General features: G+C 52.6%; 11 protein-coding genes and 1 pseudogene. 6 read left to right on the top strand and 6 right to left on the bottom strand.

Annotation, left to right across the window (positions count from 1 at the left end; all coding sequences use genetic code 11):
* The first annotated feature begins 38 nt into the window (after window positions 1-38).
* The 3 genes from FYB92_RS10305 (at window position 39) to FYB92_RS10295 (ending at window position 4,171) form a co-directional block, all read left to right on the top strand.
* On the top strand, window positions 39-557 hold the full coding sequence (locus tag FYB92_RS10305) for a (2Fe-2S)-binding protein (RefSeq protein ID WP_275394575.1): 519 nt from the start codon (window positions 39-41) through the stop codon (window positions 555-557).
* Window positions 550-2,787, top strand: coding sequence for a xanthine dehydrogenase family protein molybdopterin-binding subunit (locus tag FYB92_RS10300; RefSeq protein WP_332828597.1), 2,238 nt, complete (start codon window positions 550-552; stop codon window positions 2,785-2,787). The genes FYB92_RS10305 and FYB92_RS10300 overlap by 8 nt, the downstream gene beginning before the upstream one ends.
* A 100-nt stretch (window positions 2,788-2,887) precedes the next feature.
* On the top strand, window positions 2,888-4,171 hold the full coding sequence (locus FYB92_RS10295; RefSeq protein ID WP_332828596.1) for a cytochrome c: 1,284 nt from the start codon (window positions 2,888-2,890) through the stop codon (window positions 4,169-4,171).
* Window positions 4,172-4,544: 373 nt separating this feature from the next.
* On the opposite strand, the pseudogene FYB92_RS10290 reads toward FYB92_RS10295, so the two are convergent.
* Window positions 4,545-4,738, bottom strand: a pseudogene (locus FYB92_RS10290) (transposase); the annotation flags it as partial.
* A 223-nt stretch (window positions 4,739-4,961) separates the two neighbouring features.
* Here FYB92_RS10290 and FYB92_RS10285 point away from each other — a divergent pair.
* Both FYB92_RS10285 and FYB92_RS10280 read left to right on the top strand, forming a co-directional pair.
* On the top strand, window positions 4,962-5,597 hold the full coding sequence (locus FYB92_RS10285; RefSeq protein ID WP_332828595.1) for an ABC transporter ATP-binding protein: 636 nt from the start codon (window positions 4,962-4,964) through the stop codon (window positions 5,595-5,597).
* Complete coding sequence (locus FYB92_RS10280; protein WP_075596463.1) at window positions 5,594-6,397, top strand: ABC transporter permease; 804 nt, start codon at window positions 5,594-5,596, stop codon at window positions 6,395-6,397. The genes FYB92_RS10285 and FYB92_RS10280 overlap by 4 nt, the downstream gene beginning before the upstream one ends.
* A gap of 103 nt (window positions 6,398-6,500) precedes the next feature.
* Here the strand turns inward: FYB92_RS10280 and FYB92_RS10275 are convergent, their stop codons facing one another.
* The 4 genes from FYB92_RS10275 to FYB92_RS10260 form a co-directional block, all read right to left on the bottom strand.
* On the bottom strand, window positions 6,501-8,099 hold the full coding sequence (locus FYB92_RS10275) for a B12-binding domain-containing radical SAM protein (RefSeq protein WP_332828594.1): 1,599 nt from the start codon (window positions 8,097-8,099) through the stop codon (window positions 6,501-6,503).
* A gap of 219 nt (window positions 8,100-8,318) precedes the next feature.
* A complete protein-coding gene (locus FYB92_RS10270; RefSeq protein WP_247067876.1) occupies window positions 8,319-9,551 on the bottom strand; it encodes an ATP-binding protein in 1,233 nt (410 codons plus the stop codon).
* Window positions 9,552-10,363: 812 nt separating this feature from the next.
* Window positions 10,364-11,749, bottom strand: coding sequence for a HAMP domain-containing sensor histidine kinase (locus FYB92_RS10265; RefSeq protein ID WP_332828593.1), 1,386 nt, complete (start codon window positions 11,747-11,749; stop codon window positions 10,364-10,366).
* A 4-nt stretch (window positions 11,750-11,753) separates the two neighbouring features.
* Window positions 11,754-12,464: a response regulator transcription factor gene (locus FYB92_RS10260; RefSeq protein WP_247067880.1), complete on the bottom strand. Its 711-nt coding sequence runs from the start codon at window positions 12,462-12,464 to the stop codon at window positions 11,754-11,756.
* A gap of 459 nt (window positions 12,465-12,923) precedes the next feature.
* Between FYB92_RS10260 and FYB92_RS10255 the strand changes: the two genes are divergently transcribed.
* The gene (locus FYB92_RS10255) at window positions 12,924-14,276 is read left to right on the top strand and encodes a carbohydrate porin (protein ID WP_332828592.1); all 1,353 of its coding nucleotides are present in this window, start codon (window positions 12,924-12,926) and stop codon (window positions 14,274-14,276) included.
* 100 nt (window positions 14,277-14,376) lie between these two features.
* On the opposite strand, the gene FYB92_RS10250 is transcribed toward FYB92_RS10255, so the two are convergent.
* Window positions 14,377-15,849 carry a carbohydrate porin gene (locus FYB92_RS10250; RefSeq protein WP_332829006.1) on the bottom strand — a complete coding sequence of 491 codons (1,473 nt, stop codon included), beginning with the start codon at window positions 15,847-15,849 and terminating at the stop codon, window positions 14,377-14,379.
* Window positions 15,850-16,267 lie beyond the last annotated feature (418 nt).

The following is a 16,267-nucleotide window of genomic DNA, read 5'->3' as shown; positions in this document are numbered from 1 at the left end:
TCCCAACAGGATCGGGGCGTATACTGGTCCCATTGGTCATGCAAACAGCAAGCTGGACATTCTTACTTGGCGACGGGGCGTTGATGGAACTGACGATTAATGGTGCGCGGCACCACATTGATGTTGAGCCGGATACCCCTTTGTTGTGGGTGCTGCGTGATGACCTGAAGATGACGGGCACCAAATACGGATGTGGCCTTGCGCAGTGTGGTGCCTGCACGGTGCTTGTCAATGGCAATGCAGTCCGATCCTGTGTCATGCCGGTTGGCGAAGTGGGTGCGGCAGAAATTACAACCATCGAAGCAATCGAACAGGACAGGATCGGCAAACGGGTTGTTGCTGCATGGGTCAGGCATCAGGTACCGCAATGCGGCTATTGCCAGTCCGGGCAGGTGATGGCGGCGACATCGCTACTCATGCGGACTGCGCATCCCACGGATGAGGATATCAGGGCGGCGATGGTCAATCTCTGTCGTTGTGGCACCTATAACGCCATCAGGGCGGCAATCCACGAACTGGCTGACACGACGGAAGGAAAGGGGCTGGACAGTGACTGATGCTCCGTTCGTTGCGATGGGGATGGAGGAAATCCCGGTCAATCTCTCCCGGCGGGGCTTCATGCTCTCTTCGGCAGGTGTGGCGGCCGGAGCGTTCGTGCTGGGAATTGGCGTGCCTTTAGGGCGCGCCAGGGCAGAGGGGACGAAGCTGCGGGGTACGAATGTGCCGGCATTTCTGGAAATCCGCCCTGACAGTACGGTGCGGTTGCAGAGTCCCTTTGTCGAAGGCGGGCAGGGTACATTTACGGCAATGGCGCAGATTGTTGGCGAAGAACTTGATGCTGATCCCGCGACTTTCCTTGTCGAAAATGCACCGCCCGGTGATGAATATGTGGTCATGGATAATGGCATGCGCATCACCGGCGGCAGCATGTCCATCCGCAATGGCTATTCCGCGATGCGCCGACTTGGGGCACTGGCGCGACAAATGCTGCTGCAGGCCGGTTCACGGCATCTTGGTGTACCGGTCGGGGAACTGACGACGCAGCCTGGTCAGGTGGTTCATGCGGCCTCGGGGCGTTTGATTGCCTATGGTGAACTTGCCCACGAAGCGATGAATCTTCCTGTGCCGGTGCCAGAGAGTGTCACACTCAGAAAGTCAGGGCAGTTTCGCTGGATCGGTGCATCCGTACCGCGTGTGGATGTTCATGACAAATCGACAGGTAAGGTTGTCTACACGATTGATGTCAGCGTGGAGGGAATGCTTCATGCCGCCGTGCAGCATGCGCCACGCCTTGGCATGGATATTCAGTCCGTGCGTAATGAGGATCAGGTCCGGTTGATGAAAGGGGTGCATTCCACGCATCATCTTCCGGGCGCGTTCGCAGTTGTGGCCGAGCGTTGGTGGCATGCGAAGCGTGCTGCCGAAGCCGCCCAGATCGACTGGAAGGAAGCCGGAACGGATACGGGCATGCGTGTCATGCCTGCGGATTTCTCGACGGAGGCCTTCAGGAAGGAGCTGGCCGATATACGCGGGCCGGGTCAGGAGGCGGAAACAAGAGGTAATGTCGGGACGGCGCTGCAAAATGTGCATACGGTCGTGGAGGCGACATATTTCAGCCAGTATGTGAATCATGCACAGCTTGAACCGCCATCCGCGCTGGCCCGGTTCAATCCGGATGGCACACTGGATATCTGGGTACCCAATCAGGCACCGGATATGTTCCGGGCCGACATGGCCAGACGCACGGGTCTGTCCGTGGAAAAAATTTCTGTTCACTCACAGATGCTTGGCGGATTTTTCGGGCGTCATTTTCTTTATGACACGGCAAGTCCCTATCCTCAGGCAATTATGCTTGCAAAGGCGACAGGTCGTCCCGTCAAATTGATCTGGAGCCGCGAGGAAGAATTCCTGCGCGATACGCTGCGGCCGATGGCGGCTGTGCAGTTTCGGGGCGGACTGGATAAGAACGGCATTCCCGTGGTTCTCGAAGCCGTAAGCGTGACGGAAGGGCCCACCGAAGGCCTGAATAACAAGCGCGGTGACAAGCTGGACGAGAGTGCCCTCGAAGGATTGACCGGGAAAGCATATGATATCCCGAACAGGCGTATTGCCCAGCATTATGTCAAAAGTCCCGTAATGCTTGGTTACTGGCGCTCTGTCGGGAATTCCATGAATGACTTTCTGTATGAAACATTTCTGGATGAACTGGCCGATAGGGGAGGACAGGACCCTTATGGGCTGCGGCTGTATCTGCTGCATGATAACAGGCGCCTGACCACCCTGCTCAAGGCGGTCGGGGAACTGTCCGGTGGGTGGAAGCGCGGCCCGTTCACGGCGGAGGATGGTTCGCGTCGTGCACGTGGTGTCGCCATGGCTTCACCGTTCGGATCTCATGCAGCGGCGATTGCCGAAGTGTCGATCAAGAACGGTCGTGTTCGTGTACACGACGTCTGGGAAGCAATAGATCCCGGACAGGTTGTGAACCCCGCCATTGTCGAGGCACAGGTGAACGGGGCCGTGGCGCTTGGCCTGTCACAGGTTCTTCTGGAAGAGACGGTTTATGAAGATGGGGAGCCACGTGCGCGTAATTATGACGGGTATCCGATCCTGACGCTGGATCACATGGCACGCGTGCATGTGAAAATTGTCGAGAGTGGGGAAAAGATGGGTGGGGTGGGTGAACCCCCATTGCCCGCCATTCCGCCTGCTGTTGCCAATGCGGTTTCGACCCTGACGGGGCGGCGCATCCGTAGCATGCCACTGTCACGCCATGATTTTTCAAGCTGAGAATTCGATTGCGGAATATAAAATGAATAACCGCCTGAAGAAAATTTTCACAGTGGTGGTTCCTGTGTCAGCCGTTCTGGTTTCGGGAATGTCATGGTTCGTGACCCGGGTGCCAGCATCGCCTTTTGACCAGACAGACCCGCAGGAGGAACGCGCGACCGCACTTGTCGCACGCGGGGGCTATGTCGCGCGTCTGGCGGATTGTGTGGCCTGCCATACTGCGCCGGGTGGGACGGCCTATGCTGGGGGGCTGAAGATGGTAACGCCGATGGGTGCGATCTTAGCCACGAACATCACGCCTGATCGTGACACGGGTATCGGCACCTATACGCTGGCGGATTTTGACAGGGCGCTTCGCTCTGGCGTGGCAAAAGACGGGCATCGCCTCTACCCGGCCATGCCATATCCGTCCTATGCCCGGATATCGGATGACGATGTCCGTGCGCTTTATGCCTATTTCATGCATGGTGTTCCGGTCGTTCATCAGGAAAACCGGAAAAGCACGATCCCCTGGCCGCTGAACATGCGGTGGCCTCTAGCATTATGGAATGTAACTTTTGCCCGCTTTGGTGTTTATCAGCCAGATGCCTCTAAGGACGTCCAGTGGAACCGGGGCGCCTATCTTGTCGAAGGGGCCGGGCATTGTGGGGCGTGTCATACGCCACGAGGGCTGGCGTTCAATGAGAAGGGGGCAGACAGCCACAGTCGGACGTTTGTGTCCGGCGCGTTGATTGACGGGTGGTTTGCACCCAGTCTGCGTAATGACCCCAATACGGGGTTGGGTCGGTGGAGTGAAGACGATGTCTTTCATTTCCTGAAGACCGGTCGGAATACGCATGCCGTTGTTTTTGGCTCCATGACAGAGGTTTTTAATAATTCAACGCAGTTCTTCACGGATGATGATCTGCGTGCTGTTGCACATTACCTCAAATCCCTGCCCACCGATGGACAGCGTGATACGTCCTCGTGGCATTATGAACCGACACAGACTGCCGCCCTGGAACCTGCAGGACAACAGCGGATACCGGGTGCGCAGATCTATATGGCGCAATGTCGTTTTTGCCATGGCGTGGATGGCCGCGGGCAGGGGCAGTGGATTCCACCGCTGGCCGGGGTTGCGTCGTCTCTGGCGTCTGATAGTTCTTCGGCCATCAACATCACGCTGAATGGTTCCGCCCGTATCGTGGCAAATGGTATACCAGATGCCTATCGGATGCCATCATATCGCGCGCAGCTTTCGGACAAAGACATTGCAGATGTGCTGACATTCATCCGTTCGTCATGGGGAAACCGGGGGGCTCGCGTCTTGGTAAGTGATATTCAAAAACTCAGGGACAAGACTGTCCCGGCCAGCAGCACTCCGGTTATTCTAAAAACACAGTAATATGTAATTCTGATATCGCGTTAGTGGGAATAAAAATCTGGTCGATTGCGGTGGAAAGAGAATTTGTACATATTAAAAGTACTGACCTGTTAATATCATGAAAAATGTCAAATGTTCGTCTGTATTTCTTAGTGGACGCCACAGCGTATGATCCATTTTCAGGGAGGGGAATTTCCAGAATCATGTATTGTTCGTTTTGGGTTTTGAAAAATATTTCTGATATTTCTATTTTTATATAGTCTCTATGTTCGTCTGGTCCCCGCAATAAAAGAGACACGGCGCGCATGTACCAGAATTATGGTAAGACCATGCAGAAAACAGGTAGATTTCGAAATGCAGGCATGTATTGACTGTGTTTGCAGCCTACGGCGTGTTAGGGCTTGATCCATTCTGCTGCGGCAGCGATATGGATGACCGCGAGGAACGATGTTGCTGTTTTTCATATCTGGTTGCGACTGCACGCCATTTCTTGAGGCGAGACCAGAGGTTCTCAACGAGATGCCGACACCGATAGGCCCATTTCGAGCGGGCGACCGGTGCATCACGTCGTTTCGCGGGAATGGCTGGTCAGGCTCCCATGTCCCATGTCCCAGATCGTCCACGTCTCATCCGTAAAAGTGCCTGTTCTATCTCTTTTTTTCATCCCTAAAATATGGGAAGAATTTCAAGGTCTAACGGGTCATAATATTGCGTATATCCAGCATATGCCAATATAGGCAACAGTCCTGAAGCAAATGCAACATGACTGACTTTTTATGTGATGATGGGTGTTGGCCGTTCCGGGGGATGGATGATGACGAATGGGGATACTGCCACAGGGATGGTATCGGCCTTGGCAGTTCTGGCATTACAGTCGGCTCATGGTGGTCCGTTCACGTTTGCGCTTGCTGCCGGTGAATGCATCACAATTACCGGGGAGTCAGGCAGTGGAAAAACGGTGATGCTGCGTATGATTGCCGACCTTGACCCGCATGAAGGGGACGCACAGGTTGATGGGAAGGCCTGCTCAGCCATGCCTGCGGACCGGTGGCGTCGTCTGGTGCAGTATGTTCCGGCGGAACCTGCATGGTGGTCGGATGTCGTGACGGACCATATGGCGGATACGGACGAAGTACACGATCTGGTCGTACGTCTTGGTCTTCGGACGGATTGTTTGCGCACGCCGCTCTCGCGCCTGTCAACGGGGGAACGTCAGCGGTTGGCGCTGATCAGGGCGATACGGCTGAATCCCCGTGTCCTCCTGCTGGATGAACCCTGTTCGGCGTTGGATGGTGCAACGACGGACAAGGTGGAAACTGTCCTGCAGGCGTTACGGGCACAAGGAGTGGCCATTGTTCTTGTTTCCCACAATATGCGCCAGGCCGAGCGTATGGCTGACCGACAGTTTCAGATGAGGCATGGGCATCTGGAAGAGATACTGGCATGAGTCCGATCGTACTGACGACAGCAGATCTTCTGGTTGCTGTTGCGCTTATTGTTACCGGTGCCGCCCTGTCATTTTTTCTGTCATTGGGGCTGCATAGACTGCTGCTGGTATCCGCCGTGCGTATGGCGGCACAGCTTGCCCTTGTTGGCAGCGTGCTGTTGTTTGTGTTCGGTCACGCCTCGGTGTGGCTGACGGTCGGGTTGCTGACATGCATGTTCTGCGCTGCCACTTATGAGGCAGGGGCGCGCCAGCATGATCGGTTGGGTTCAGGCTGGCATTTCGGGATTGCCGGGGCAGCGACAGTGACAGGAACGCTCATTGTGGCGTTGATCGGGTTGAGGACAGCACTTCAGCCCCATCCATGGTATGTGGCGCGCACGGCAATTCCCCTGACGGGCCTGCTGCTGGGCAATGTCATGAATGCAACCAGCCTGTCGATGAACACGCTGCTGTCTGCCATTACACGTGAACGCCAGGCAATTGAGGCGCGGATCATTCTCGGGGCGACCCGTGCACAGGCAATGAATGGACTTATTCGTCAGGCGGCCCGTACCGCCCTGCTTCCCACGCTAAACCAGATGGCCGCCGCCGGGATCATTACCATGCCCGGCATTATGACAGGACAGATACTGGCAGGCATGAATCCTTTGGATGCATCCAGATATCAGGTTCTGCTGATGTCGCTGATCGTCAGTGGCAACCTGATCGGCGCAACGGTCGCAGCATATCTTACGGTCTGGCGATTGACGGACAATCGGGGAAGACTGCGGCTGGAACGGCTACTGTCCCGACCCGGTTGATAAAAAAGTAGAGACCGGGTTGCGTGCTCCAGGTCGCGATGCAGTCCTGTCATTGATTGTGCAGGCTATCTTGGCATGATCGATCGTCCGGGCTTTGGTGGTATCATGCAGGCACGAGTACCTCCTTGGCAGGCTGCATGATGGGCATAACTTGTTTATGCCCCTGATCGACATTTGCGATTTCACGATCGATTTCTTCGATGACCTGCCGTGAGAACGGGCCGAGATGGAGATAGAGGGCGCTTGTCATGATAACATAGGGCACGGCCTTGGGGTTATGCAGGGCACAGTCGATCAGCATGCGCCAGAACTGTCCGGCCGTGCCGGGGCCTGCGCGGTGTATGCGCAGTATCAGGCGGGCGAAACTGCGCAGGTCGCCCTTGATCATCCGGTGCACGCGCTCCCGCTTCAGCATCCGGCCCAGGCGGCGCACCCGGCCGAAATAGGCCACCGGGTCATAGATCGCCTTAAGCACCGTCCGGTAATCATTGAGCACATCCCGACGTGGCCGTTTCGTTTCGAAATTCAGGCCCGCCGTACACTGGTCCCCCGACTGCGTCTGGTCATCGGCGGGGAAAAGGCGTCCTTCGGCCAGCAGGCGGCGTGTCAGTTGCGTCGTGGGCAGGGCATAAAGCAGCCCGACCATGCAGACCGGGATTGCCGTATCCTCGATACATGCGATCATGCCGGCGGCGACGCTGCTCTTTTCGCTGTCAAAGCCGACGATGAACCCCGCATTTACGAAAATACCGGCCCTGTGGATTGTCTCGATGCTCTGTTGCAGGCTGCGCCTTGTATTCTGCTTTTTCTGCGTCATGACAAGCGTATCGGTATCCGGGCTTTCGATCCCGACGAAGATCGCAAAGAAATTCGTATCCGACAGGCTATGCAGAAGGTCTGGGTCATCGGCGAGGTTGATGGAGGCTTCGGTCGAGAACTCGAACGGGAATTTCCTTTCGGCCTGCCAGCGTTTCAGGTCCGGCAGGAACTTCTTGAGCGCCTTTTTGTTGCCGATCAGGTTGTCATCGACAAAATCCACATGGCCGCGATAGCCAAGGTTATACAGCGCATCGAGTTCGGCCATGACCTGCGCGTTCGTCTTGGTGCGCGGCACGCGGCCATACAGTTCGATGATATCGCAGAATTCGCAACTGAACGGGCACCCGCGTGAAAACTGGACCCCGACATGAAGATACTGGTCCAGTTTCAGCAGGTCAAAGCGGGGAAGCGGGCTTTTAGTGACGTCGGTCTTGCCCATGGGGGCCTGAAAAGTGCCCTCCCGCGCGCCGCGGCGCCATGCCGCGATGAAATCGCCCATGATTTCCTCGGCCTCGCCCAGGACCTGGAAATTCGCATTGCCATACAGGGCGGGACTGGATGTGACATCGGGCCCGCCAACGACCACCGGCTTGTTGCTGGCGCGGCAGAGGTCGATGATATGCTGCGTGTCATTACGCTGTGGCAGCATCCCGCCGGTCATCACCATGTCGGCCCAGCGGAAGTCCTCATCGCTCAGGTCTTCGGTATTGCGATTGACCAGCCTGACATCCCATTCTTTGGGCAGCAGGGCCGCAACCGTAATCAGGCCAAGCGGCGCGGCAGGATAACGCGCACCGGTCAGATCACAGGCTTCCTTGTAATTCCAGAATGATCCTGCATTGAAAAGGGGAAAGATCATCAGAACCTTGCAGATGTCGGTCATTATGATTGAATCCTTTTGTTGGAACCAATCGCAAGAGGAAGGTGCATTAACTGTTTTGCCGTTGGTAAAACGGTAATATTCCGGTGTATGTGCGTCATGTCTCGTCCATCTCTATGATTAAGGGGGCCTGGGGTCACAAGGGGGTATCAGGGGCGGGTTAGCTGGCAATGATCGATGAAGTGTTTCATGCGGATGCCCTATCTGCAGATAGATGATTGCTCACGAGATGCTGACCATGGATCCATACGGATCAAGTGGCAGGGCAATACGCACACACAGGCCCGTTGGCTGGTTATGGTGGAATGTCAGCCTGCCCCGATGGCGCTGCACGATGTCATGAATGATGGGAAGCCCCAGGCCCCTATCCGCATTGCCTACCGGGTTCAGCCGAGCGATGGGAGGGAGTGCAATATCATGCATGTCATATGGGATGCCGGGATCATGATCGGCAACTTCTATAATGGCTTCATGAATATCACTGAAAGTACGGACCTGCACCTGACTGCTGAATGTTCTGGCATTGTCGATCAGGGTCTTCACCACGCGGGTGATGGCGACAGATTGACAGATGCAGATCAGGTTGGAATTGCCCTGATAATTTACGTGCGTGTTGCTCGCCCGGTAAGTACAGCAGACCTCTTGCACCAGGTTACTGATATCAACCTGCTTTGTCGGTTCCGTGTCGCCCTGCCGCTTCAGGAATGACAATGTCCCATTCAGTATCCGGTTCATAAGCCATAAATCATTGCGCAGCGCGGCAGGGGCGGCGTCCGGGCTGCCCATGATTTCAATCCGCATGGAGAGCCGTGTCAGCGGCGCATGCAGGTCATGACTGATCTTCAGCATCATGTTGTGAAAGACCCGGGAGATGTAATGCGGTGCCACCGGTTTATGTCTGACCAGGGGCATGGACGTTATGCCATGGACAAAGGTTTGTCCGTTGTCTGGCCGTAAGCTTAGTGAGCGGTTAATGCGCCACAGGCACCATAACAAAAGGGAGCCCATTACGACAGGCAGCGACAGGAACATTATGATCATCGGCAATGTCGTACGTATGCATTGTGAGCGCTGATGATTGATATGGTTATGGACGGCAATGAAAATCCTGTCCTGCGGCATGTCGATATGGGTGGAGGTCAGGCCACTTGGGTCGACGATACAGGTTGAGTCCGTGATGATGGCATCCCGATTGTTTGGCTGTGCCTTGAGAATGCGCCGCAGCAGGACAGAAACATGTTTGGTCTGGATTGGCAGGCAGGGGAAGGGCGCTGTGGTTCGAAACCGTGTATCAGCCGTGGACATACTGCGTGCGATGGCCTCACGCGTGGTAGGAGAACTGGTGCGCAGGGTGTCAATTGCCGTTTCGATTGCCAGTACATTTGGCCACAACCCAGGGGGCTGGGGGCGGATAATCGGGCACAACGTCATGGCCAGAAGGGATGCGACAATCATGGTCATCATTGTGCAAAAAATTATAATTGCGATCATTGGTCGATAAAATACGCGGGAAGACAGTAAAAAATATTCCGTCATTTTACGCACTTCCCCGGTCGATATTGAGTTGTATCTTGTATAGAAATATCAACGCAATCATGAATATTCTGTCTTGTTCGGGACAGGATGACTGTTACCCGACAGGAAGAAAACATTCCATCTGGCTTCATGCAGACAAAGAGCAAGAGAATATTATTATCAGGAGCATTATTTTTTTATATACGTGAAAATTCCACCTGAATTATTTGTTGCCAATTTTATGCCCTGCGTGGATATGCTGGGTTCCTGAATGTGTCATATATATCCTACGTTCTAAAGAATAATTTGGAAATTTTTAAAAACTTCCTTTATTAAAATATAAAAAATCATGCAGGCGTGTATGAAATAATCCCAATATTGGGACTATTTTAGAAAGCAGACCCGAAGGAAAAAACTTAATAAAATCAGTGTGATGTGTTTAGATCCGATGTCAGATGGTTCCTGCTATTGGTAACCTGTTCTGGATTGATGCCCATTGATAAAAAATATGTATCAAATGGGACAATTTTCGTGGATTATGATTTCTCTGACAGGATTTTGTTTCGGTTCTGGCACATGAAATAATCCATTCATCAGGTGCGGTATGTCGTATTTTTTATCACCGTATCCTGATCGTTGGCATTGAATGGACTGAAACGCGATATATTTCATAATAAAAGAACATATTTTCATTGTATTTTATAAATTGGTAATTTTTAATACATTTTGTTCTGAATGTTGGGGTATATTTTTTATTTACGTATATCTACAGGAAGCATGACAATACATCTCAGGCCAGGATTATTGTCGGACAGGGTGATGGTGCCTTTGTGAAGCTGAATGATGGCTTTTACCATGCTCAGCCCAAGGCCATTGCCGTCATGTGTGCGGCTTGTATCCAAGCGGACAAAGCGGTCGAACACCTGGTGCATGGCCCCCAGTGGAATGCCAGGGCCGTTATCCGCGATTTCCACGCAGATCCTGTTATCCAGTGTCTGGATGCTGGCTGTTATCATGGTTTTTTCTGGTGTATGGCGCATGGCATTTTCAATCAGATTGGAAAAAGCCTGCCGCAGGAGAACGGGATGGCCCATGATGGTTGGGCAGGCATCCATGACTTTGGTAATCAATTCCTGACCACGATCTTCCATAACTGGACAATAGGGATCAAGAACTGATTCCAGTAATTGGTCTGGATCAAGCAATTCCAGTTCATCATTCCATGCGCCCGATTCAAGCTGAGCCAGTTTTAGCAATGAAGAAAATATTTCCAGTGCGGCATCCAGGTCATCGATTGCAAACCCGACCTGCTCACGCATTGTATCGGCGGGAACATGTTCCAAAATGGCGCATTCCAGATTCTGACGCATACGTGACAAAGGGCGACGCATATCATGAGCAATATCATTGGATACCTGTTGCAGGCTAACAATCAGTGCTTCATTTCGATCAAGCATCGCATTGAGGCTTTCCGAAAGGTGATCCAGTTCATCATGCGTTCCCCGCAGCGGAATGCGGCGTGACATATCACCCTGCATGATGCTGCGTGCAGCCATGCTTGTGGTTTCGATCCATTTCAGGATTATACTGCTAAGAAAAAGTCCACCCGCAATCCCGATCAGGCCGAATCCTGCAATCTCCCACAGGAGCGTTGTCCATAAGTCATGTTGCAGATGCGTCAGGGAGGATGCATCTATACCAACGAAGTAATACCCACCATCGTTGAGGATGTAACCAACCCCATAAACAATATTCTGATTCGTTTCCATGGGAAGTCGATGGGCCCATGACAGCCAGCGTTCGCCAGGAACGGGGCGCAGGTGCAGCATATTGCCAGCGACAATGTTCTGTCCTGGCCCCTGAAGCAGATAATGAAAACCGGGTTCATGTTGCACCACCCCCCTTACAACCGGGAGAAGGTGGGGAACATCGGCAATCAGGGCATCTGCAAATGTTTCATGTCCTTCGTTTTGTACCTGCTGTCGTATTTCCTGAAGCAGGGCAGCCTGACTGTAAAGGCCGGACATAACTGTCATGATCGTGCCGCCCAATATGAAAAGGCAGGCAAATAGTGTCACGATACGAAATGAGGCGCTGGCGATGATGCGGCGTATCTCTATAATACCAAATCTAGGCATCCTGTTAAAGTGCATCCTCAGGCGGTGTCATGATATAGCCACGGCCTTTTACTGTGTGGATGACGGGCGCCGCATTCCGCCCCAGTTTTTCGCGCAGGCGACTAAGGTGGGTTTCCACGATGTTGGTGCGGACGGGAAAATCCATGTTCCATACGTATTTCAGCAGCGTCTGACGCGAAAGAACAGTGCGTGGATTGCGCATAAAAAATTCCAGAAGGTTCATTTCCTGCGGCTGTAGCAGAACTTTCCTGCCATTTCGTGTAACGGAACGCGCAAGCAGATCCAGTTCGATATCTGCTATACGGATAAGCAGCGCATGATGGGTCAGTCTGCTACGCCGCAGAAGTACCTGAATGCGTGCTGCAAGTTCCCGCACGGCGAATGGCTTGACCATATAATCATCCGCTCCCTGCCGCAGACCGCCGACGCGGCTGGGAACACTATCCATGGTTGTAAGAAAAATAATCGGCGTTGCCATGCCATCCCCGCGCAAACGGGTCAGGATGGACAGGCCATCCATTCCCGGCAGCATCCTGTCCAGAAGAATAACATCCCATCGGCATTGCTGCGCCAGGCGCAGTCCTTCATGTCCATCTGACGCTGTATGAACGACGATATTTTCAGGCAACAGCCCTTCGCTGACGTAACGGGTCGTATTTTGGTCATCCTCCACAAGCAGGACATGTACTGGGGATTCCTGATTACGAGAGTTCATTTGATGACTTCACTGTGTGATTAGGTTAAAAAGCAATGCATCATGGGTATTCAGCCGGGTGGAATGCGTATTGTCATCAATATTTCAAGAATTAAGGCAGGTGTTGATGAAGCGGCCTATGTCATGGTTGGGTATGATGCCGGATAACAGGATATCAGGGCATAAAGATTGAGCATGAGAACGAATTGAATTTCATATATAATATATGGGGCTGCCATGGAGAACAAGATTGCGCTTGGCATATTGGGGCTTTTTCATAAAGAGAATATTGACTGATAATGATGGGGAGAGAATATATTATAGAAAATTAAGTGGTTGAAATAACATATTTTTTGCAAATGCTCCCTTTGGGTTGCTGTAGTTCAGGACGGCCAGGGTTGATATTTCAGGGAGTGACATTTATAAAATAATGAATATTGTGAAATATATTATATTTATATCTGAGTGTGCATAAATAAATTGTCGTATATATGGAAAATCAGGCTCTTTCGTTTATTGCCATATATAATGACTCTCGCGATGATGACTTCCACCGCATATGCACAAACGGTTCCCATCAGCGTATTAAGCGCAGGTGTTACGCCGCAACAGAATATCCCTGATCATATTGACCCGCATGCCCATCTTTCGGGTGACTGGGGTGGATTGCGGAACTGGCTGCTCAGGCAGGGGGTTGATATCCGCATATCCGATACGAACGAATTATGGTCTGATCCTGTGGGGGGCGCGCAGGCATCAAATAACTATATTGGCTCCACGGCCATTGAAATGGTGACGGATCTGCATCTGTTGACAGGTCTGCCGTTGGGAACGTTCGATATCAGTGCCATGGAGATTCGTGGACGACCATTCAGTAATGTCCCTTTGTATGTTTTCAACCAGACCTCGAATATCGAAGCTGATGATAACGGTCGATTATATGAATTATGGTACAGCCAGAAATTCATGGGGGAACGACTGGCATTCCGTATTGGCAAGCTGGACCTTGGGCATGATTTCATGGTCAGCGGCGTTGGACTGAATTTCCTGAATGCTTCCTTTTCCTGGCCCATCATGCCCGATAATGACCTGTATGATCAGGGGCCTGTATCACCCGTGACGACGCCGGCGATACGGCTGCGCTATACCCTGTCTCCACGATGGAATTTTTTGGTTGCGGCTGCTGATGATAATCCCATTGGTGCCCCTTTCATTAATGTAAGGGACCCATGGAATCAGAACCGCGATCCCGGCGGGACACGATTTAATTTCGATACAGGTGCGCTTTTCTTTGGGGAGATGCAATACCGGCGGGACATATCGGGGCGGGCAGGCACATATAAAATTGGTGGTTATTTTGATACCGGTCGATTTCCAGATCAGGCTGATTTTACAAAAAGCCATAAAACAAACTGGGCCATTTATGCCCTTGGCGATCAGACCCTGCAGCATTTGGGCAGAGTGACGGAACTCGATGCTTTCATCCGTGGGAACTGGACTGCGGATACGGACCGCAACCAGATTGTTTATGCGGTTGATGGGGGAATGGTTCTGAAGGGACCGTTTCAACGTGAAGGCGATGTCGTGGGGCTTGGAGCCGGCCTGGGCGCGGCTAGCCCCGATCTGGCACGGGCTGACCGGCGTTCCGGCCAACCCGCACAGGGAACCGAATATCATCTGGAACTGACCTATCAAATCGAGGTTACGCCATGGTTCATGCTTCAGCCTGATATTCAGGGTATCGTGTCACCCAGTGGCGGTATTCTCGATAGTAAGGGCCTGCGTGTGCATGACGCAGCTATTTTCGGGCTACACAGCAGTGTAACATTCTGAAGCAACGGAAAATGCAGGCATTTCCTGTTGCTGTCCTGCGTGACATGTACCAGGAAAACCCGGTTCGTGTGCATGCATCATCACGTTTGATCTTATCCAGTTAGAAGTTAACGTTTGTATGCAGGCCGAAAACGGCTTCGTTTCCGATGGCGCGTGCTGGATGGGATGGGTCGCCCGCACCGCCCATGGGGTGCAGGACATACTGAAAATCAGGTTGCACAACCATCCATGGCATGACCTGAGCCTGATAGGTCAGTTCAAAATGGTTTTCATTCCCTTGCACCATTGCGCCGCGCATGCGGTCATAGGCGCGTAATCCCGATGTCGCCCGGCCCATCCCCCAACCGAACCCCAAGGTGTCATTGACCCTGTTGGGAAAGGGGGCCTTCAGATTCAGGCCTGCATCAATGGCGAAGCTTATGGCATTGCGATCGCCACGATTTCCCGTCGCCCGTACAAATATACCCAACGAGCGTGATGCATCAGGGGCAGGGCGCCAGATCAACTGATCTATTATTCCGTAAATCAGCCAGTTCCCCCGATCCTGTCGCGGTGTGCCACCATCTGTGCCAAGAGATTGCCCCTGCGTGTTGTAACGGTAATCTGGAAATCGTCCTGTGTCGTAATAGCCACCAAGCTTATAGATGCCGGGCAAGCCGGACTGCCTGCTGGTCAGTCCGCGGTCACCAGATTGTGGATTCAGGGCATATTGAAGTTCAGTTATCAGCAAGGCGCCGGTCCCCATATTAAACCGGGTACCGCTGTTATCATTCATTGTCTGGCTTATGGCGATGCTCTGATTTGCGTTCGGGCGCGGAGATGAACTGTTCGATGGATTGTTGTCAGTTTCTGACGGATTGTCATCTGCTGCCGCAAACATGACCGTATAGTTCCCTTTGGGTCGATAGCGCAGACGGATCGCAGGTGAGGCGAGGGGCCATGAAGGACCACCACCGTAAAGGTTGACCGATGGTCCCATCGGCCAGCCGAAATTGGCATTCAGATAAAGGGCTGCGTAATCACTGATCAGGAATTCCGTGTCGAGATCCTGCTGACCTAGCTTGATATCCAGCGCGCCCCGTAGAAAGGATTGCTGGTACCACAGCTCAAACAGGCGGGTGGAGCAACCAGCTTCAAATCCGCTGATGGGATTGAAATCGGCCAGACGGTCCTGGGTAATGGGGCGTCCCCGAATCTGCAGGGCGCTTATGTTGAAAGTTCCCCCCTTCAGGCCCATCAGTTTTTCCAGATCTGCCGTCAGTGTTGGCATGGTCACGCCGATATAGGCCGGACCGGTGTCCGATCCCCTGCCATTGCCACTGCTGCTGGCAATCCCGCCCGTAATATTACCCCATAGCTCGTTTGTATCCTGAATGTTCAAGGCTATGCCATAGCGGCCTAGCCATGGGCGCAGCCCCCCGACGGTCCCAAGCAGGTTACTGCCCCCACCATAGGGTATGTCGCGATTCTGGCTGTTGGTGAGTGTATCGACCTGCCACGAATTACGTGCGGTTGCCGGGTCGATCTGTGCCAGGAACGGCACAGATCGACCAAGCATGGTCTGTCCATCCATAAGGGGAGTTTGGGTATAACCGGTATCGGGGGCGAAAGCGAAGAAACCTGCGACAAGCATGCCATGACATAGCCAATGGAAATATCCACGACTGGAAACTTCTGGTATTTTGCAGGATGTCAGTTCGCATACTTGCAAGTGATTCTCATATTCTTATGCAAAAATATTGCAATCAAAGACGTTATTATACAGACAGAACATCCTGCGCAATATGACGTTTTTGCTAAATTTTCAATAATTTCATGCCGTTTATTATTTATTATTTTCAAATATAATAAAAAATAAACTTAAAAATTATTTGTTTTTTGAAGAATTTATATTTTCCTCAATATTGTTGCGCGGTTGTCTTCTTGTGCGATAACGCCGTGCCATGTCTTGCGCCTGTTCAGGTTCGCGTCATGTTGGTCTGTTATACGAT

Origin of the sequence: Novacetimonas sp. GS1 (assembly GCF_036686925.1) — a bacterium.
Classification (GTDB): domain Bacteria; phylum Pseudomonadota; class Alphaproteobacteria; order Acetobacterales; family Acetobacteraceae; genus Novacetimonas; species Novacetimonas hansenii.
The sequence above is the reverse complement of the archived record's forward strand: the minus strand, read 5'-3'. Positions and strand labels throughout refer to the sequence as shown.

What these genes read in the sequence shown, in the direction of transcription:
- FYB92_RS10305 (WP_275394575.1), top strand. Translation starts at nt 39, where the DNA reads ATGCAAACAGCAAGCTGGACATTCTTACTTGGCGACGGGGCGTTGATG.
- FYB92_RS10285 (WP_332828595.1), top strand. Translation starts at nt 4,962, where the DNA reads ATGATGACGAATGGGGATACTGCCACAGGGATGGTATCGGCCTTGGCA.
- FYB92_RS10280 (WP_075596463.1), top strand. Translation starts at nt 5,594, where the DNA reads ATGAGTCCGATCGTACTGACGACAGCAGATCTTCTGGTTGCTGTTGCG.
- FYB92_RS10275 (WP_332828594.1), bottom strand. Translation starts at nt 8,099, where the DNA reads ATGACCGACATCTGCAAGGTTCTGATGATCTTTCCCCTTTTCAATGCA.
- FYB92_RS10270 (WP_247067876.1), bottom strand. Translation starts at nt 9,551, where the DNA reads ATGATTGTCGCATCCCTTCTGGCCATGACGTTGTGCCCGATTATCCGC.
- FYB92_RS10265 (WP_332828593.1), bottom strand. Translation starts at nt 11,749, where the DNA reads ATGCCTAGATTTGGTATTATAGAGATACGCCGCATCATCGCCAGCGCC.
- FYB92_RS10260 (WP_247067880.1), bottom strand. Translation starts at nt 12,464, where the DNA reads ATGAACTCTCGTAATCAGGAATCCCCAGTACATGTCCTGCTTGTGGAG.
- FYB92_RS10250 (WP_332829006.1), bottom strand. Translation starts at nt 15,849, where the DNA reads ATGGATGGACAGACCATGCTTGGTCGATCTGTGCCGTTCCTGGCACAG.